Here is a 19,206-nt window from a genome sequence, read left to right on the forward strand (position 1 = left end):
CCCTAGCGCCTTTGTCCGGGTAGTACGACTTTGCTGGCCAGCCACCGGTCGCCCACCTTCTCCATGGTGATCGTGATGGCGTTGACCTCGACTCCTGGTTGGGGGGTCGTGGAGTTGGTGACCGACTGCTCGACGAACAACAGGACTTCGACCCGGTTCGGACGCGCGGATTTCACCGCGGACTCCAGAACGGTGCCGTGTGTCGCGACCTTGTTGTCGATCATCGCCTTGCGCAGCAGCGAACCGGCTCTGGTGTATTGCTCCTTGAATTCTCCGGTGGCCCCGTTGAGGATGTCGTTGAAATTCTTGTCGACCCCGTTCGGGTCGGTGCTGGTGAGTATGACGGCGTACTGCTTCGCCGCGTCGAGTGCCTGTGCGCTGTCGATGTCGGTTTGGTGCTGCTGATACAACAGCCAGCCCGCGTAGCCGGCCGCTGCCAGGACGGCCCCGAGCACGACCGCGGCGATGCCGCGCACCGCTGCTCTGATCCGTTGGCGCGTTCCGGTGCCCGCCCCGCGGGGGAGTCGCACCCGGCGCAACGGCGCGAAGGCTGCCCGGCCGGCGCGCCGCCGACTCGTCTTTTCCTGTCCGCCGCTGCGACCGTCGGAGGACCGAGCGTCTTCGTCGTCGTCTCGGTCTTCGACGTCGGCCTTGCCTGTCGGCGTGGCCGATTCGTCATCTGCGTCGGTCGATGCTTCCGACGAGGGTCCCTCGGTCGCGTCTTCATCGACCGGGTCGGCAACGCCGGTGTCCACCGTGGCTTTCACAGATCTCATACCTTCACGTCGTCTGCTAGATGATCTCGACTTTGCTTGCCAGCCAACGATTGTCGACCAACTCCATGGTCATCATCACCCGGTTGCGATCGATGCGCGGGCTGGGGCGTGTTGCGTTGGTGACCGATTGATCGACGAACAGCAGTACCTCGACTTTGGTCTTGGTCGCCGATTTGATCGCCGAGTCGACGACGATGCCCTTGCCCGCCGCGCCGTTGTCGATGAGTATCTGACGCAGCTGCGCGGACCCCTGGCTGTATTGGTCCTTGAACTCGCCGGTGGCGCCGTCGAGTGCCAGTCGGTAGCTCTTGTCGATGTCCTTCGTGTCCAGCGTGGTCAAGATGACGGCGTAATTGCGCGCGGCCTCGAGCGCCGCCTGACCGGCGGCGGCGGTGTCGTCGAGTTGCTTGACCCGCCAACCCAGATAGCCCGAACACCCCAATGCCGCGACCAGCAGGGCCCCGATCAGAGCGGCGATGACGCGCCGGCGCCGACGTCCGGGCGCCTTACCGGCGACGGCTTCGGCCCGATCACCGTCCTCGCCGTCCTCGCCGTCCTCGCCGTCCTCCGCCCCCTCGCCTTCCTCGTTCGAGCACTCGTCGCCGTCCTCGGCGACCGAAGCATCGCCGTCGCCGTCGGCGACCGAAGCATCGCCGTCGCCGTCCTCGGCGACCGGAGCATCACCGTCGTCCCCGGTCCCGGGTGATGTGCTGTCCGGCTTGACGAGATCGACCGGCTCGTCCGGTTCGTCCAGCCCGTCGGCAAGCTGGTCGAAAACCGTTTTCGTTGAGGTTTGCTTACGCACCGGGGCTCCACATGGCTCTAGTTCGGTATCCATGCCGGCATGGACGGCCCCCCGAATGTGGTGGGCAGGGTGTACGGGGGATAGACCGGAGTGACGTCGGTTACTGCCGTCGGATCGTATCCCGGTGGGGGTCCGGCGGTGTCGTCTCCGGGCGGGCGGGGCGCGTTGCGGGCACCTCGGACCAGCACCGACGGATCCGGGTTGTTGCAGTAGGTGTAGCGGTACGGTTCGGGGAAGTCGGGTTGTGACAGCACCCCGGTGGGCAGGTTGTAGTCGCAGCTGTATTTGGGGTAGAGGTCTGCGATCAGCCAGAGCCCGTTGTCGTGCGCGACGGTGGTAAGCCGTTCGAGCAGGGACTCGTGGTCGGGCCGCCACAGATCCTGCAGCGCGGGGACCCGGAGGTAGAGCAGCTGCGAGAGCGTGGTCAGGTTCCCCAGCAACTGCACCACGGTATGGCGGTTGTCGTTGATCAGGTTGTCGACGTCGGCCAGCTGGCCCGCTCCCCGATCGACGAGTGTCCGGAACCCGCCGTCCATCTTGTTCACGCCGCCCAGGACGTTCTGCAGGTCGACCGAGGTTCCCCGCAGACCCGGCGAGACGTCGCCGAGGGTGCCGAACACCAGCTGGGTGTTGCGTAACAGGCTCACCGTCTGCGGCAGCACGCCGTCCAGGGTGGAGGACAAGAAGATGGCGCCGTCGAAGATGGCCGCCAGCTTGTTCGGCCCGTCGGGGCTGACCCGCAGTTCGCCGAAGAGAGCCCGCAGCTGCTTGGGCTCCAGCTGTGCCAGTGCGCCCCGGCTGTCGTCGATGATGCGCGGCAGCGAGACGGGGATCGTGGTCTGCTGCCGGCCGATCACTGCGCCGTCGGTCAGGAACGGTCCGCCGCCGTGTTGCGGGCGGAAGTCCAGGTATTGCTCACCTGCGGCCGACAGGCCCGATACCCGCACCAGGGAATCCCGCGGGATCCGGTTGTGGGCGTCGATGGAGGCCACCGCCTCCACCCCGTGTTCGGTGAGGTTGATCGCGGTCACGCGGCCGATCGGAATGCCGCGCAGGGTGACGTCCTGGTTGACGAGCAGGCCTCCCGACTCCGGCAGCGACACCCGCACCGAGATCTTCCTGCTCACCGGGTTGACACCCAGGCTGCCCAGCGTGATGTAGGCGAGCGCGATCACGGTGATGAGCCCCAGACCGACAATCGACATCACGATCCGCCGTTTGGCCACCGCTTTGACCAGGTCCACCCCGTGTCGGGCGGACCACTCCAGCGGATTGCGTGACCTGGTCATCACCGTCATCACCGCTCCGGCCCGTAGATCTTGTCCAGCAGCAGGTTCCACTCGTATCGAATGCTGCCGATCATCAGGTGCCAGTCGGTGCCGTCCGACCAACGGAATCCGGGGTCACCGGGATAGTTCAGGTCGGGCCACGGCGCCAACGACAGCTTCGCGACCTGCGCGTCGACGTGTAGCGCAGGTGAGTTGAAGGAGTGCATCAACACCCCGATCAGCCGGTTGAACGGATACAACGACAGATCGGGGTCGACGGCGATGTCGTTGAACGAGCCGGCCAGTGCGTTCAGGTCCGCGACCAGGCTGCGCGTGTCCGTGCCCTGGATGGACGGGAACCGGGACAGCTGACGGGTGATGCGTGCCATGCCGTCGGCCAGGTCGGCGATCCGGGTGGTGTTGTCGGAGATGACGGCCAGCGCCGGCGCGCCGGCCACCAGCGCTGTGTCGATGGTCGCCCGGCGCGCCGACACGGTGGCGGCCAGCTCGGATGTCCGGCGCAGCGCGGTATCCAGCTGCGCCGAGCGCGCCGTCAACCGGGACAGCAGCGTTTTGCTGTGGTCCAGCAGCGCACGGACCTTCTCGCCGCGCCCGCCCACTGCCTTGCCTGCGCCGTTGGCGATCGACATCAGGTGCCGCGCAGCGCCGCCGTTGACCAGCAACGCCATCGAGTTGAGCAGGTCTTCCACCGTCGGGGCGGCGGTGGTGGCAGTCAACCCGATGGTGTCGCCGTCGCGTAGCCGGGGTGCGTTGGCCCCCTGGTCCGGGCCGGGTCTGAGCTGCAAGAAGACATCGCCGAGGGGGGTGGCCTGGCGCAGTTCGGCGGTGGCACCGACATTCAGCGGGACATTGGCGTTGATGCGCATGCGCACCTGGGCGGTGAAGTCCTTGGCGTCGATGGATTCGACCTCACCGATGTCGGCGCCGAGCAGCCGCACCTTTGCCTTGGTCGGCAGGTTCAGCGCATTGGAGAAGACCGCCATCAGCCGATAGCTTTTGCCGCTACCGGTCGGGGCAGGCAACGGCAGTGCGCTCAGGTTTAGGCCACACCCGGCCAACAACGTCACCAGCACGACAAGCAGGCCGACCCGGCAGCTGCGGCGAACACCCGTCGCGCACCTCATGGCGTACCCACGATCCCGTCACCCATCAGGTCGAGCATCTTGCCCAGACCGAAATCCGGCGAGTAGTCCCGCAGCGTTCCGGTGGCGCATCCCAGCTGTTTGAGCCCCAGCAGGTTGCACAGTTCTTTACCGAACTGACCGTTGATCACGAGCTTGTCGGCCAACGCGTGCACGCGGGCGCTGCCCCCGACGGGGTCGATGATGTTGTAGAGGTTGTCGACGGTCAGCGGCCCGACGTCGAGGGTTTCGGCCAGGTCCCGCTGGTGATCGTTGATCGTCCCGGTGATGGTCCGCATATCGACGAACGTGCTCGTGAGTTCTTCGCGGTGACCCTCGAGCAGTCGGGTCGCTTCGGCGAGGATCTGGTTGAGCTTCGCCCCGGTGGTGCCCGAGCCGAGGTTCTCCTCGGCCAGAATGTCGCTGAGTTGGTGCAGGTTGGACCCGAATTGGCGGATCGCGGTGTCGTTGTCGGCGGCCGCTTGAACCAACACGGACATGCTGTTCACGATCGCCTGAATGTCCTTCTTGCTGTGCGCGCCCTTGTCGGCGCCCACCCGCAGCGCCTGGGACAACTTCGCGAGGGTCGCTTTGATGTCGGCCCCGTTGCGGGAGGTGATCTGGGAGCCGAGGTTGACCAGGTCCCCGAGCGGCCCCTGACCGTTGTCGTCCGCGCGCAGGGCGCTGCCCAGTTTGTCGATCATCGCCAGGGTCCGGTCGATTTCCACCGGGGTGCGGGTGCGGCCCAGGCCCAGCACGTCGCCGTTCTTCAGCTTCGGCCCGCCCCGGTAGGGCGGGGTGAGCTCGACGTGGCGGTCGGTCAGGACCGAGTTCGACAGCGTCACCGCCTGCACGTCGGCCGGAATGTCGATGCTCGGGTCGATCGAGAGTCCGACCTGCACGTAGCTGTCCTTGGCCGCGATGCTGGTCACCTTCCCCACCGGCATCCCCAGGACCGAGACGTCGTTGCCGACATAGAGCCCGACGGTGTCTTCGAAGTGCGCGGTCACCGTCATCTGCGGGTGCACCACGCGTTGAAACACGGCGATCGCCACGACGGCTACGAGCACCACCGCGGCTGCCGTTGCGGCGACGATGATCTTGACCCGGCGGCTCATGCGCAGTCCTTGAAGTACTCGACCAGGCTGAACTGCCGGGCCCGCCCGCTGAGCGCACACATCCAGGAGTCGACGAGCACACCGGTCGGCAGGTTGAGGTCGAGGGCGTTGCCGCTGCCAGTGGTGTTGGCGAGGTTGCGGACGGTGATGGGCATCGACTGCAAGATGTTGCGCACCAACGCGTCGTGGCTGTTGATCATCGCGGTGAACTCGCGCGCATTGGCGATCAGCTGGTTCAGTGCCGGTTCGTCGGCCAGGATGGTCTTTGCCCGGTCGACGAGGGTGGTGGCGCTGGCGAACAACCGCTGCACCGCCGCGCGCCGAGTGGCGATCTCGGCCAGCAGGTCACGGCCCTGCAACACCAGCACCCCGAGATCGGCCTTCTGGTTTCGCAGCATGGTCGTCAGCGTCTCGGCGCTGCTCAGCAGGGTGCCCAGTTGATCGCGCCGATCGGAGATGACGGTGGCCAGCGACTGCAGGTTTTCCAGGGCCTCCGGTAGGGCATCGGGCAGTCCCTGCAGGTTCTGGTTGAGCGACTTCACCGATTCGACGACGCGCTCGGCGTCCAGGGCCTCGAAGGTGCTTGTCGCGCCTTCCAGCGTCCGCTGCAGATCGAAGGGAACTTCGGTGTTGGCCAACCGGATGGTGTGATCGCTCAGCTCGCCGGCGCCGGCCGGGGACAGCGCAAGATAACGCGACCCCAGGATCGTGGTCATGTTGATGCTGGCTTGCGTGTCGGCACCCAGATGGACGTCGTGGCGGACGTTGAACGTGACCACCACGTGGTCGCCGGCGAGTTTGACACCCTCGACGGTGCCGACCTGGATGCCTGCGATGGTGACCTGGTTGCCCTTGCCGAGCTGCGCGGACTGGGCGAACTCACCCCGGTAGCTGGTCTTGCCCACATCGAGGGCGCCGAACAGCACCAACCCGCCCATCAGGATGGCGGTAACGGTCAGTCCGATCACCCCCAGCCAGGTCTTGTTGTAGGACTCGATGGGCCGTTTGAATCGATCGAACATCGCGGCTACCTGCATATCGGTGAGTGCTTGATCTTGTTGAGGTAACCCGGGGTAACGCCGTCGCCCGGGGTAGCCGAGGCCACGAATGCGCGGAACCAGTGGAACAGGCCGCGCCACAGGCTGAAGTCGATGTCGCACGCATAGCCGTTGATGTAGCTGCCCGCCTGGGTGCCGCGGGCAAGCGCCTTGAGCAGAGCCGGAATGTTGGCCGCCATGTAGGCCATCCGCTGATGCCCTGGACCGTGCAGGCTGTATTCGAGCAGACCCGGTTCGCGGCTGACGAATTCCTCCAGGTCGGGAGTGATGTTGTTGACGATGGTCGCCAGCCGGCCGGTGGTGGAGTTGACCGATCCGACCGACACGACCAGTTCCTGGCGGCGGGCCGCCAATTCGGCCATCACACCGCGGGATTCGCGGATCATCGTCTGGAGGTTGGTGTTCTGCGCGGCCAGGCTGTCCGTGAGGCTGTTGAGGTTGCCGATCAGATCGCCGAGGACCTGATCGGGTCCGGCCAGCGTTTCGGCCAGCGTCGAGGTCTGAACGGTCAACGTCAGGATCGAGCCCGAATCCCCTTGAAACGCTTGGATAATCGCGTTGGTCAGGTTGTCCACCTGCTTCGGATCCAACTGGGTGAACAGCGGCTCGAAACCGTTGAGCACGTAGGTGATGTTCAGTGACGAGTTGGTGTGTTCCCGGGGAATCTGGCCGCCGTCCCGCAACGGCCTGTGGTTGCGGTCCTGACCCGGTGACAGCCCCAGGTAGCGCTGCCCGATGATGTTCTGGTAGGTCACCGACGCGATCGTGTCGGTATACAGGACCTGATTGCGCTGCACCCGGAACGTGACCTTGGCCGAGTTGCCGACCAGATCGAGCTTGTCCACCCGGCCTACCCGGACGCCGGCCACCCGGACGTCGTCGCCGGCATGCATTCCGGAGACATCGTTGAAAATCGCCGTGTAGGTGTTCGTGTCGCCGGACACCTCGCGCCGCATGGTGCCGAGCACCATCCAGGTCACGGTCACTGCGAAGGTCAGGAAGATCGCGGTGCCTATCAACGGCTTTCGGTATCTCATTGGCCGCCTCGCAGATCCGACGTGAGGTGGACGGTGGAGTCGCGCGCCACCGGCCCCAACAACAGCACGACGGTCGCATTGGCCGGCCCGCCCCCGACGATGCGGCCCAGCTGATCCTTCTCCTGCCGGCTGCCGACCGGGCCGACAGTGCCGCCGAAAGCCGGCGCCGCCCCCTCCGCGGGGAAACCCGGTGCCGGCGGCGGGGCTTCGGGGGCCGGCGGCGAGCCGGGACCGCCGCCCAACTGTGCGGAACCGGGTGGCAGCGGCGGCAATTGCCGGGGTCCCGGTGCGGGTGCCGGAGGCCCCTGCGGATCTCCCGGCATCGAGTGGCGCGGCGGGGTCACGTTGTGGCGGTTCTCGGTCACCCCTGGCGGGAGAGTGGCGCCCCTCGACCCCAACGCCGGAGACAGGTCAGGAGCCGTCGGGACTTCCGGCGCCGTGAAGCAGCTCGGGCCGGCAAGCGCCCCGTAGCGGGGGCAGTCGGCGCGGACGTAGCGCCGGCTCGGGGTGAGCGCGACGATGGCCTTGACCGTCAGCAAGTTGCTCTCGGGGTCCCAGCCCTCGTCGTACAGCTTGTTGGCGAAGACTTTCATCCGGGTGGCTATGCCGTGGAAGTCGGTGGCGTGATCGCCGAGCACACCGATTGCCGGGGTCAGCTCGGTGCTGATGGTGATCAGCCGGTCGGTCTGATGATCGAAGGCATCGCCGAGCGTGCCGACGGTGCCCAGACCCCCGGTAAGGAAGTCGGTCAACTGCACCCGCTTCTCGGCGAAGGTCCGCATCGGCCGGATCGAGCTGTCCAACGCGTCGAAGAGTTCGGGGGAGGCGCGGCGCAGGCCTGCCGCGGCCGCGGTCAAGGCCGACAGCGTGGATGGCGCTGCGGCGTCGGCGGTGACCACCGTGTTCAGCTCCGCCAGAATCTCGTTCAGATCGTGTCCGGCGTCGGTCAGTTGCTGGCCGCGGCCGTGGGTCGCCTCGCTCAGTGCTTGCAGGATCCCGACGGTGTGGTCGTTGGGATTCTGCGCGACGTCGAACAGCAGGTCGTGCAGCTTTGCCAGCACGTTCTGGAACAACACCGTCGGCAGGGATTTGTCCTCGCGCACCACCGAGCCGTCCCGCAGCGACGCGGAGCCCTTGCCGTTGTCGATGAGTTGGACCGCCGACACCGCGAACAGGTTGGCGGGCACCACCCGTGCGGTGACGGTGTTGGGGATACCGGAGGCGTATCCCGGCTTGAGGTCGACGTGGACGATATTGGGTTTTCCGTTCCGGGACGGGGTGATGGCGGCGACCATTCCGACCAGCACCCCGCGGAACTTCACGTCGGAGCGCTCCGGCAGCCCGTCGCCGATGTTGACCAGCTCGACGTCGACGCGCACCAGGTTGTCGAAGGTGCCTTTCGACTTGGCCACCATTGCCGCCGCGATCAGAGCCGTGACGATCGTCATGCACACGCCGACGAGGACAAGGCTGCGGTTGGACGGGCTGCGGGGGTCGAAGTCGTAGGAGTTTGGCATCGCTACCCCCCGAACCTGGCCCCGGACTCGACGCCCCACAGCGCCATGGTCAGCAACATGTTCGCGATGATCACGACGGTCAGACTCGATCGCATGGCCCGACCCGCGGCTATCCCGACGCCGGCGGGACCGCCGGTGGCGAAGTAGCCGTAATAGCACTGCATCGTCGAGGAGATGAAGACGAAGATGACGGCCTTGATGGACGCATAGATCACGTCGCGGCCGCTCAGGCCCACCGAGAAATAGTGCAGGTATGACCCGGGGGCTTGGCCGTTGGCCATGCTGACCAGCTGGCTGGTCAGGTAGGTCAAACCCAGGGCGGTCAGGAACAACGGAATGACCGCGATGACGGACGCGGTGACCCGGGTGACGACCAGATAGCCCACCGAGTCCAGGCCGAGCACCTCCATGGCGTCGATTTCGTCGTTGATTCGCATCGCGCCCAGTTGCGCGGTGAACCGGCATCCCGCCTGGGCGATGAACGCCATGGCGATCATGACCGGCGCGAGTTCGCGCGTGGTGGCGAACGACGAGATCAGTCCCGTCGCGGGTCCCAGACCGAGCAGATTCAGCGCGTTATAGCCTTCGACGGCAACCAGCGCACCGGCCGTAATTCCCAGCACCGCCGCGACATTGACCGTGCCGCCGCCGACGACGATCGATCCGTTCCCCCAGGAGATGTCGGCCAGCAGTCGCAACATCTCCCGCCGGAAGTCCTTCATCGTGCCCGGGATCGAGGTCAGGATCTTGCCGAAGAAATAGACCATGTGGCCGGCCCGGCCGATCCCGCTGGTCATTGCGCCGCCGGCCCGCTTCAGCGAGGTGGTGAGCGGGACCTTGTGCGTCGCAGGCGCAGCCATCGCTACAGGGTCTGTCTGGGGAAGATGAGCAGCCACAGCTGGCTCATGAGGACGTTGACGATCATCAGCAGCAGCACCGACTCGACCACCGCCGCGTTCACCGAGTTCGCCACGCCGGCGGGCCCGCCGCGGGTGTCGAGACCCTTCTGGCAGGCGACGACTGCCACGATCACCCCGTAGACCACCGCTTTGAGCATGGCCAACACCAGATCCTCGACGCTGGCGAACGAGGAGAACGTGGCGATGAACGAGCCCGGGGCGCCGTTCTGCATATAGACGTTGAACACGTAGCCCGCGAGGTAGCCGACGAACATCGTCGTACCGGTCAGCGCAATGCCGATCAGGATGACCGCCGCCAGTCGGGGAACCACCATGCGCCGCAGCGGCGAGACGCCCATCACCTCCATCGCCGCGATCTCTTCGCGCATGGTCCTGGCGCCCAGGTCCGCGCAGACCGCGGAGCCCACCGCAGCCGCCATGATCAGCGCCGCCACGAGCGGCGCGCCCTGCCGGATGATCACCAGCCCGTCGGCGGCGCCGGACAGCGAGGCCGCGCCGACTTGTCCGGCCAGCAAACTGAACTGGATCGACAAGGTGACGCCGATCGGGATTGTCACCAGCACAGTGGGGGTGAATGCCGTGCTGGTCATGAACCAGGCCTGCTCGATGAACTCTCCGACCATAAACTTGCGAGTCACCAGATCGACGAACAGATACTGGACGGCCCGAATCCCCAACACGAACTGTTTGCCGACGGTGTTCAGCGACAACAGTGGGTGATTGACGAGATAGCGGCGGAACCAGTCGATGACCTCGCGGATGGCCGAACGTTCGCCACCTCGCTCGGACAGTTCGACGAAAGCGCTCAAGAATCCCCCCAGCCGGCAGTGCCCAGGACTTGCGTGCAAGCACGATAGCAGTCGGTCCTAGTTCGCAGCCAGCAATTGTTAACGGGAATTCTGACTGCACGTGCTCGTCGGCTCGTCGACCGCGAACCGCCCATCGCAGGCCTCGACGCGGTAACCCGTACCCGACTCGGTCAGCAGGTGTTCGGGCTGCGACGGGTCGTGCTCGGGCCGGCGCCGCGATTGCGCCAAATATCCACGCAGATAACGGGGTTCGGCCGCAACTGCCGGACCACTTGCGCCGGCGACGATGTCCGACTGCACTGGCGAATTGTTGTCCAACCGAAAGGATTCAATCGACTCGGTCGCCCCACCGGTGGGCAACCTGATTCGGCTCATCGCGACGGTCTGCCGGGGCGGTCCGTGCGGAACTGCATCCGGGGTAGCTCGCCGGCCCTCTTCGGGGGGCGACTATGTAAATACCGATTCCGCCGGACCGTTCGCCCGGGTCGCGGTCACGCCTCGAAGCGGTAGCCCATGCCCGATTCGGTCAACAGGTGCTTGGGGTGCGACGGGTCGTCCTCGAGCTTGCGCCGCAACTGCGCCAGATACACCCGCAGGTAATGGGTTTCGGTCGCATACGCCGGGCCCCACACTTCCTTGAGCAGTTCCTCGCGCCCTACCAGCTTGCCCCGGTTGCGCACCAGCACCTCGAGCATGCCCCACTCGGTCGGCGTCAGGTGCACCTCGGCGCCGTTCTTGGTCACCTTCTTGGCGGCCAGGTCCACGGTGAACGCGTCGGTCTCGACCACCGGTTGTTCGACTTCCGAAGCCGCGGCGTTGCGCCGCACCGCCGCGCGCAGTCTGGCCAGGAACTCGTCCATGCCAAAGGGTTTGGTGACGTAGTCGTCGGCGCCGGCATCGAGGGCTTGCACCTTGTCGGCCGAGTCGGTGCGCGCGGAGAGCACGATGACCGGTGCGTTGAGCCAGCCGCGCAGGCCGGCGAGCACGTCGATACCGGAGATGTCGGGCAGCCCGAGGTCCAGGATCACCACGTCGGGCGGATGTTCGGCGGCGGCGCGCAGCGCGCCGGCACCGGTCGACGCGGTGATCACCTCGTATCCGCGCACCGTCAGGTTGATGCGCAGCGCACGCAGGATGTGCGGTTCGTCGTCGATCACCAGCACGCGGGTCATGCGGCGGGCCCCGACGGCGCCGGCAGGTCCACCACGACCGTGAGTCCGCCGCCGGGCGTGTCACCGGCCGCGATCACCCCGCCCATCGCCTCCACGAAGCCGCGCGCGACCGACATGCCAAGGCCCACACCGGTGGTGTTGTCGTGATCGCCGAGACGCTGAAACGCTTCGAACATCTGCTCCTCGGCGCCCGCCGAGATACCCGGGCCCTCGTCGATGACGTTGACCAGCACCCGATCGCCGACGTGGCCCGCGTTGACCCGGACCACACAGTCCGGTGCATAGCGCAGCGCGTTGTCGATCAGGTTGGCCATCACCCGCTCGAGCAGCCCGGCATCGGCCAGCGCCACCGCGTCGCCGACGTCGACCTTGACGCGGTCGATGGCGGATCGGTAGAAACCGGTGGCGCCCTTGCCGATGCTGACCAGTGCGCGCTGCACCACTTCCTCGAGATAAACCCGCTGCACCTCGGGTCGCACCACCCCGGCGGCCAGTCGCGAGGAGTCCAGCAAGTTGCCCACCAGTGCGGTGAGCTGGTCGATGGATTCCTCGATGGTGGCCAGCAATTCGGCGGTGTCCTCGGGAGAGAACGCGATGTCGGCGGCACGCAAGCTGGACACCGAGACCTTGGCCGCCGCCAGTGGGGTGCGCAGGTCGTGGCTGACCGCCGAGAGCAGTGAGCGGCGCAGTTCGTCGGCCCGCACGATGGCTTCGGTGCGGCGGGCCTCTTCGGTGAGTTCACGCTGACGGACCAGGCCGGCCGCCTGCTTGGCCACCGCGCCCAGCACCCGCCGATCCCGCGCCGCCAGCTTGCGGCCGGCCATCAGCATCCAGAACTCGTCGTCGCCGATTTCGATCGCTGTATCCGCGGAATCCACTGTGGTGCAGGGGTCTTTGCCGACCGAGGCGACGACGTGGCTGCGCTCGGATTGTTCACGCAGCATGCTGACGGCGCGCTGGGAGTAGGTCTCGCGTATTCGTTCGAGCAGGGTTTCCAGATCCGCCCCGCGCAGCACCGAACCGGCGAACAGGGTCAGCAGTTCGGCCTCCTGGGACGCGAGGCGGGCCTCGCGGGCCCGTTTGGCCGCACCGTCGACCAGCACCGCGACCGCCACCGCGATCAGTAGCAACACCAGTTCGGTTACCGCGCTGTTGGGTTCGGCGATGGTGAAGCTGTGCCGCGGCGGGATCAGAAAGTAGTTCAGCAGCACCCCGGACAGCACCGCCGAAAGTACCGCCGGGGCAACGCCTCCCAACAGGCCCACCGACAGCACCCCGACGAAGAACAACGCGCTCTCCCCGCCGGTGTCCAGATAGGGATCCAGCACGGTGACGGTCACGGCGCAGATCGCCGACGGGATGAGTCCGGCCGCCAGCCAGGCGGCCGGCCGTCGCTGCTGCGGCGAGAACGAGTGTCGGGCAGCGCGTTTGGTTTCCTGGTGCGTGACGATGTGGACGTCGATCTTGCCGGAGCGCTGCACGATCGCCGCGCCGATGCCCTCGTCGAACAGGCGTGCCCACCGCGACCTGCGGGACGTGCCGATCACCAGTTGGGTGGCGTTGATCTCGCGGGCGAACTCGAGCAGCGCGTCGACAACGTCGTCGCCGACCACGGTGTGCAGCGAGGCGTCCAGACTGCTGGCCAGTACCCGGATCTTGCCCATCCGGGCCTCGGACAGGCCGGCCAGTCCGTCACCGCGCAACACGTGCACCACCATCAGCTCGGCGCTGGACTTGGAGGCGATCCGAGATGCGCGTCGCACCAACGTCTCTGATTCGGCGCCGCCGGTGACGGCGACGACCACGCGTTCGCGGGCCTCCCACGTGTCGGTGATCTTGTTCTCTGCACGATACTTGGCCAGCGCGGTGTCGACCTGGTCGGCCAGCCACAGCAGCGCCAATTCCCGTAGCGCAGTGAGGTTTCCGCGCCGGAAATAGTTCGACAGCGCGGCGTCGATCTTCTCCGAGGCGTAGACGTTTCCGTGAGACATCCTGCGCCGCAACGCTTCCGGGGTGATGTCGATCAGCTCCACCTGGGCGGCCTGCCGCACGATCGAGTCCGGTATCGTCTCCTGCTGTTCGATGCCGGTGATCTGGGCGACCACGTCGTTGAGGCTCTCCAGATGCTGGATGTTGACGGTGGAGATCACGGTGATCCCGGCGTCGAGCAGCTCCTCGACGTCTTGCCAGCGCTTGTCGTTCTTGCTGCCGGGGGTATTGGTGTGGGCGAGTTCGTCGACCAGCACCACCTGCGGGCGGCGCTCGAGGACCGCCGGCACGTCGAGCTCGGGGAAACTGCCGCCGCGGTAGTCGACGTAGCGCGGCGCGATAATCTCGATGTCGGCAAGCAGCTCAGCGGTTTTCGCGCGTCCGTGGGTTTCGACGACGGCGGCGACCACGTCGGTGCCGCGTTCCAGACGGCGGTGCGCCTCGCCCAACATCGCGAACGTCTTGCCCACGCCGGGCGCGGCACCGAGGTAGATGCGCAACTCACCGCGCTTGGCACGGTGCTCCGGCTCGCTCACCCCAACATCATCCACCTTCGCGGCTAGCTCGCGGCCGGATACCTTCGGTCCAGCGCAAGGTTGAGTCCGACGACGTTGACGGTGGGTTCACCGAAGATGCCCAGCGTGCGGTCGCTGCGATACTGCTGCACGACGGCGCGAATCTGGTCCGGCCCCACGTTCCTCGCCCTGGCCACCCGGGCCACCTGGAGCTCGGCGTACGCCGGGGAGATGTCCGGGTCCAGGCCGCTGCCGCTGGCCGTGACGGCGTCGGCGGGGATCGCCGGCGCGCTCGGTGCGACGCCGCGAATGGGCACGATCAGGCCAGTACGGTAGTCCTCGCCGGAGACGGCGCACTCGACCCGGGCACCCCGGTAGCTGTCCAGGAAGGGCTGTTTGGTGGTCGCGCAGGGTTCGTTGACACTGACCACGCGGGTCGGCCGGAGGATGTCACCGCGCTCGTCGCGGGGGCCCAGCACGGCCAGCACCGCACCAACTCCGGCGCCGGTGCAGAACGGGCGCGACCCGTCGACGCCTTCGAGTCGCCCTATGGCCGCACTGCGCGAGCACACGAGGGTGAGCAGACTGGGCTTGAATCCGGCATCTGCCACACTGGCACCGGCAGCCAGCTTGGCCGGGTCTGCGAGGGTGTCGACCACGCTCTCCGGTCCCAGGTTGCTGCCACCGCTCGACATCGGGTCGTATCCGGCGCCGGCGGCCGACGGGCGGGTCTGGAAATAGCGCGGCATGGGGTTGCCGTCGGCGTCGGTGAACCGTTGGCCGATCAGCATGCTGCCGACCGTCCTGCCGCCGGCGTGCAGGATCGAGCCTTCGGCGTTGGTGTGTAACCCCGGAAGGAACGCCACCAGCCAGACGAGTACCGGGTAGCCGATACCGAGTATCACGGTGAACACGAGCAGCGCCCGCAGCGCAGCCAGGTGTTGGCGAAAGGCGATGTTCATCTCAGGCGATCCCGGGCAGTAGTCGGACGAGCAGGTCGATGAGTTTGATCCCGACGAACGGCGCGATGATGCCGCCGAGTCCGTAGCGGTACAGGTTGCGGCTCAACAACTTCGAGGCCTGGCTCGGTGTGTACCGAACACCGCGCAGTGCCAGCGGGATCAGCGCGACGATGACGAGCGCGTTGAAGATGACGGCGGACAGGATCGCCGATTGCGGGCTGTGCAACCGCATCACGTTGAGCAGGTCCAGGCCGGGGAACAACGCGACGAACATCGCCGGGATGATCGCGAAATACTTGGCGATGTCGTTGGCGATCGAGAACGTGGTCAGTGCTCCGCGGGTGATCAGCAACTGTTTGCCGATCTCCACGATTTCGATGAGTTTGGTGGGGTCGGAGTCCAGATCCACCATGTTTCCGGCCTCTTTGGCCGCCGATGTGCCGGTGTTCATCGCGACCCCGACGTCGGCCTGGGCGAGCGCCGGGGCGTCGTTGGTGCCGTCCCCGGTCATGGCCACCAGTCGCCCGCCTTGCTGCTCGCGCTTGATCAGCATCAACTTGTCCTCGGGCGTGGCCTCGGCCAAAAAGTCGTCGACTCCGGCTTCCTCGGCGATCGCCTTGGCGGTCAACGGGTTGTCCCCGGTGATCATCACCGTGCGGATGCCCATCAGCCGCATCGCCTCGAATCGGTGCCGCATCCCTTGCTTGACAACGTCTTTGAGGTGGATGACGCCCAGCACCCGAGGCGCTGCCGGGGTGACGCAGCCCACCACCAGCGGGGTGCCGCCAGCGGCGGAGATGCCGTCGACGATCACGCCGAGCTCGTCGGGAACGTCACCGCCGTGCGCGCGGATCCACTGTGTCACCGAGCCGGCCGCGCCCTTACGCAACTGCCGTCCGTCCAGGTCGACGCCCGACATCCTTGTCGTGGCGGTGAATTCGACCCAGGATGCGTCGGCGAGTTCTCCGGGTGTCCGCGCGCGCAGCCCGTACGCCGTCTTGGCGTGGACGACGACCGAGCGGCCCTCGGGGGTCTCGTCGGCCAGGCTGGACAGCTGGGCCGCGTCGGCCAGTTCAGCCGGGGTGACGCCGATCGGAATGAATTCCGACGCTTCGCGATTGCCGAGGGTGATGGTGCCGGTCTTGTCCAGCAGCAGGGTGTTGACGTCGCCGGCCGCCTCGACCGCGCGCCCGGACATGGCGAGTACGTTGCGTTGCACGAGCCGGTCCATGCCGGCGATACCGATGGCCGACAGCAGCGCCCCGATGGTGGTGGGGATGAGGCACACCAGCAGTGCCACCAGCACGATGCCGCTGATGCCGTCGCCGTTGAGGGCGTGGGTGTCGGGCACTCCGGGGTTGTTGACCTTCGAGTAGATCGCCAGTGGCTGCAGCGTGGCCACGGCGAACACGAAGATGATGGTCAGGGCGGCGAGCAGGATGTTGAGCGCGATCTCGTTGGGCGTCTTCTGCCGGTTGGCGCCCTCGACGAGTGCGATCATCCGGTCCACGAAACTTTCGCCGGGTTTCTGGGTGATCTTGACGACGATGCGGTCCGAGAGCACGGTGGTGCCGCCGGTGACCGCGGACCGGTCGCCGCCCGATTCCCGGATCACCGGGGCGGATTCGCCGGTGATGGCCGATTCGTCCACCGAGGCAATGCCTTCCAGCACGTCACCGTCACCGGGTATCACCTGACCCGCGGTGATCACCACGATGTCACCTTGTCGCAGCAACGGCGCGGCGACCTCTTCGGGGGTTCCGGAACTGCCCGGCGACCAGTCGCTCAGTCGATGGGCGATGGTGTCGGCCTTGGACTTTCGCAGCGAATCGGCCTGGGCCTTGCCGCGACCCTCGGCCACCGCCTCGGCCAGGTTGGCGAACACCACGGTCAGCCACAGCCAGAAGACGGTGATCCAGCTGAACCAGGTGTTCTCACCGACCGCCAGTACCGTCGACCAGACGGCGCCGATCTCGACGATGAACATCACCGGGTTGCGCCACAGGGTACGCGGATCGAGCTTGCGTAGTGCGTCGGGCAACGACTTCACCAGCAGGGCGGGATCGAGCAGTCCGCCCTGCATTTTCTGGGCCGGGGGGCGATGTGTGACCGAATCCATTGTGAGCGTCACTTTTTCAGTGGATCCCTTCGGCGAGCGGCCCGAGCGCCAGCGCGGGCAGGAAGGTGAGGGCAACCAGGATGACGGTCACCCCGACCACCAGCCCGACGAACTGCGGCCGGTGGGTGGGCAGCGTGCCGCTGGACTCGGGCGTAACGCCTTGCCGGGCAAGGGAACCCGCCAGCGCGAGCACCAGAATGATCGGCAGGAACCGGCCCAGCAGCATCGCCAGGCCCAAAGCGGTGTTGTACCAGGCGGTGTTGGCCGATAGACCCGCGAAGGCCGAACCGTTGTTGTTGGCCGCGGAGGTGAACGCGTACAACACCTCTGACAAGCCGTGCGGGCCGGAGTTGGCCATGCCGGCGCGTTGACCGGGCAGCGCCATCGCGACGGCGGTGCCGATCAGCACTATCAGGGGAGTGACCAGGAAATAGCTTGCCGCCAGCTTCATTTCGCGTGGCGTGACCTTCTTGCCCAGGTATTCCGGGGTGCGACCCACCATCAGCCCGGCGACGAACACCGTGAGGACGGCCAGGATGAGGATGCCGTACAAACCCGAACCGGTGCCGCCGGGCGCCACCTCGCCCAGTTGCATGTTGAACATCGTCATCAGGCCACCCAGGCTGGTGTACGAGTCGTGGGTCGAGTCGACCGCGCCGGTGGACGTCAGGGTGGTGGCGTCGGCGAAGATCGCCGAGTCGGCAACCCCGAAGCGTTGTTCGACGCCTTCGCTGGCCGCACCGGCCGCCGTCGGGACTGTGCCGTGGTGCTGCAGCTGGAACAACATCATCGCCGTGACGCTCAGCGTTGCCATCGACGACACGACCGCGGCGATCGCGTAACCCTGTTTCTTGCTGCCCACCATCCGGCCGAAGGTGCGCGGCAGCGAAAACGCGATGACCACCAGCAGGAAGATCTCGACCCAGTTTGTCCAGGCCGTCGGATTCTCGAACGGGTGCGCGGAATTGGCGTTGTAGAAGCCGCCGCCGTTGGTGCCGAGCAACTTGATCACCTCCTGGCTGGCAACCGGCCCGCCGGGGATGGTCTGCGGGGTCCCGGCCAGTGTGGTGGCGACCTGGTCGTGCAGGTGGAAGTTCTGCACGACGCCGCCGGCGACCAGAACGATCGCGCCGATGACACTGAGCGGCAACAGGATTCGCAGCGTGCCGCGAGTCAGGTCGACCCAGAAGTTGCCGAGTTCGTCGGTGTGGCGGCGGGCGAATCCGCGCACCAGTGCCACGGCCACGGCCATGCCGACCGCCGCGGACACGAAGTTCTGGACCGCCAGACCAGCCATCTGCACCAGATGGCCCTGCGTCGATTCGCCGGAATAGGCCTGCCAGTTGGTATTCGTGACGAAACTGACCGCGGTGTTCCAGGCCAGGGCCGGTGTCATCGGGGTTGCCGGGTCGGACAGGTGCAGCGGCAGCTTGTTCTGCACCAGCTGCAGGGCGAACAAGAAGACGATGCTGACGGCGGAGAACGCCAGCACGCTGCGTGCGTAGGTCTTCCAGGTCTGTTCGGCCGACGGGTCAGCGCCGATCATGCGATAGACGAAACGCTCGAGGCGCGAATGCTTTTCCGAGCTGTAGACGCGAAACATGTAGTCGCCCAACGGCACATGCACCGCGGCGAGCGCGACGACGAGCGAGGCCAGGAACAGCACCCCGGCTGCGGTCTGGCTCATCAGAACTTCTCGGGATAGAGCAGCGCCGCGGCGAGTAACAGCGCGACGAAGACGGCCAGGACCAGACCTACGGTGTTTGCGATGTTCATGAATCCAGCCTCAGCAATGCGTTGAGCGCGGCGAAGATCGCCGCGGTCAGCGCGAGGTAGGCCACCACCGACATTTCCGTCTCCACTTCCGCGCCAGTCGATCCCCCGGTGTGAGGGCCAGCTGGAACGCTAGGCGTGGCGAAGGTCGGGCAGCTGCCGCCTTGACGGTTTCTTTACGCTTGCCCCCACGCTCTTTACGCGGGTCACCCTTCCTTGCGCGAGC

Annotated in this window: 17 protein-coding genes; all 17 read right to left on the reverse strand. The window is 66.5% G+C overall.

Annotated elements, in window-relative coordinates:
• Positions 1-2: 2 nt before the first annotated feature.
• Complete coding sequence (locus AC5Y4D_RS19350; protein ID WP_499946918.1) at positions 3-776, reverse strand: Rv1363c family protein; 774 nt, start codon at positions 774-776, stop codon at positions 3-5.
• Between the two features lie 16 nt (positions 777-792).
• Positions 793-1,581: an Rv1363c family protein gene (locus tag AC5Y4D_RS19355; RefSeq protein WP_500037952.1), complete on the reverse strand. Its 789-nt coding sequence runs from the start codon at positions 1,579-1,581 to the stop codon at positions 793-795.
• A gap of 17 nt (positions 1,582-1,598) precedes the next feature.
• On the reverse strand, positions 1,599-2,879 hold the full coding sequence (locus AC5Y4D_RS19360) for an MlaD family protein (protein WP_500037953.1): 1,281 nt from the start codon (positions 2,877-2,879) through the stop codon (positions 1,599-1,601).
• Positions 2,879-3,994, reverse strand: a complete 1,116-nt coding sequence (locus tag AC5Y4D_RS19365) for an MlaD family protein (protein ID WP_500037954.1) — start codon at positions 3,992-3,994, stop codon at positions 2,879-2,881. Before AC5Y4D_RS19365 ends, AC5Y4D_RS19360 begins: the two co-directional genes overlap by 1 nt.
• The gene (locus AC5Y4D_RS19370; RefSeq protein WP_499946915.1) at positions 3,991-5,109 is read right to left on the reverse strand and encodes an MCE family protein; all 1,119 of its coding nucleotides are present in this window, start codon (positions 5,107-5,109) and stop codon (positions 3,991-3,993) included. The genes AC5Y4D_RS19365 and AC5Y4D_RS19370 overlap by 4 nt, the downstream gene beginning before the upstream one ends.
• Positions 5,106-6,131 (reverse strand): MCE family protein, encoded by a 1,026-nt coding sequence (locus AC5Y4D_RS19375; protein ID WP_499946914.1) that lies wholly within the window; start codon positions 6,129-6,131, stop codon positions 5,106-5,108. Before AC5Y4D_RS19375 ends, AC5Y4D_RS19370 begins: the two co-directional genes overlap by 4 nt.
• Before the next feature lie 5 nt (positions 6,132-6,136).
• Positions 6,137-7,204 (reverse strand): MCE family protein, encoded by a 1,068-nt coding sequence (locus tag AC5Y4D_RS19380; RefSeq protein WP_500037955.1) that lies wholly within the window; start codon positions 7,202-7,204, stop codon positions 6,137-6,139.
• Positions 7,201-8,721, reverse strand: coding sequence for an MCE family protein (locus tag AC5Y4D_RS19385; protein ID WP_500037956.1), 1,521 nt, complete (start codon positions 8,719-8,721; stop codon positions 7,201-7,203). Before AC5Y4D_RS19385 ends, AC5Y4D_RS19380 begins: the two co-directional genes overlap by 4 nt.
• Positions 8,722-8,723: 2 nt before the next feature.
• Positions 8,724-9,581 carry an ABC transporter permease gene (locus AC5Y4D_RS19390; protein ID WP_499946911.1) on the reverse strand — a complete coding sequence of 286 codons (858 nt, stop codon included), beginning with the start codon at positions 9,579-9,581 and terminating at the stop codon, positions 8,724-8,726.
• A 2-nt stretch (positions 9,582-9,583) separates the two neighbouring features.
• Positions 9,584-10,450, reverse strand: a complete 867-nt coding sequence (locus AC5Y4D_RS19395; protein WP_499946910.1) for an ABC transporter permease — start codon at positions 10,448-10,450, stop codon at positions 9,584-9,586.
• A gap of 78 nt (positions 10,451-10,528) precedes the next feature.
• The gene (locus AC5Y4D_RS19400; RefSeq protein WP_499946909.1) at positions 10,529-10,750 is read right to left on the reverse strand and encodes a hypothetical protein; all 222 of its coding nucleotides are present in this window, start codon (positions 10,748-10,750) and stop codon (positions 10,529-10,531) included.
• 191 nt (positions 10,751-10,941) lie between these two features.
• Positions 10,942-11,622 carry a response regulator gene (locus AC5Y4D_RS19405; protein WP_499946907.1) on the reverse strand — a complete coding sequence of 227 codons (681 nt, stop codon included), beginning with the start codon at positions 11,620-11,622 and terminating at the stop codon, positions 10,942-10,944.
• Positions 11,619-14,162, reverse strand: coding sequence for a DUF4118 domain-containing protein (locus tag AC5Y4D_RS19410; protein WP_499946906.1), 2,544 nt, complete (start codon positions 14,160-14,162; stop codon positions 11,619-11,621). The genes AC5Y4D_RS19405 and AC5Y4D_RS19410 overlap by 4 nt, the downstream gene beginning before the upstream one ends.
• Positions 14,163-14,170: 8 nt before the next feature.
• Entirely contained in the window at positions 14,171-15,088 is a 918-nt protein-coding gene (locus tag AC5Y4D_RS19415; protein WP_500037957.1) for a potassium-transporting ATPase subunit C, read from the reverse strand.
• Position 15,089: 1 nt separating this feature from the next.
• A complete protein-coding gene (gene kdpB, locus AC5Y4D_RS19420) occupies positions 15,090-17,207 on the reverse strand; it encodes a potassium-transporting ATPase subunit KdpB (protein WP_500037958.1) in 2,118 nt (705 codons plus the stop codon).
• Between the two features lie 16 nt (positions 17,208-17,223).
• On the reverse strand, positions 17,224-18,894 hold the full coding sequence (gene kdpA / locus AC5Y4D_RS19425; protein ID WP_500037959.1) for a potassium-transporting ATPase subunit KdpA: 1,671 nt from the start codon (positions 18,892-18,894) through the stop codon (positions 17,224-17,226).
• Positions 18,894-18,983 (reverse strand): potassium-transporting ATPase subunit F, encoded by a 90-nt coding sequence (locus AC5Y4D_RS19430; protein WP_499947005.1) that lies wholly within the window; start codon positions 18,981-18,983, stop codon positions 18,894-18,896. The genes kdpA and AC5Y4D_RS19430 overlap by 1 nt, the downstream gene beginning before the upstream one ends.
• Positions 18,984-19,206: the final 223 nt, after the last annotated feature.

The sequence above is a fragment of the Mycobacterium sp. NGS67 genome (assembly GCF_059812185.1).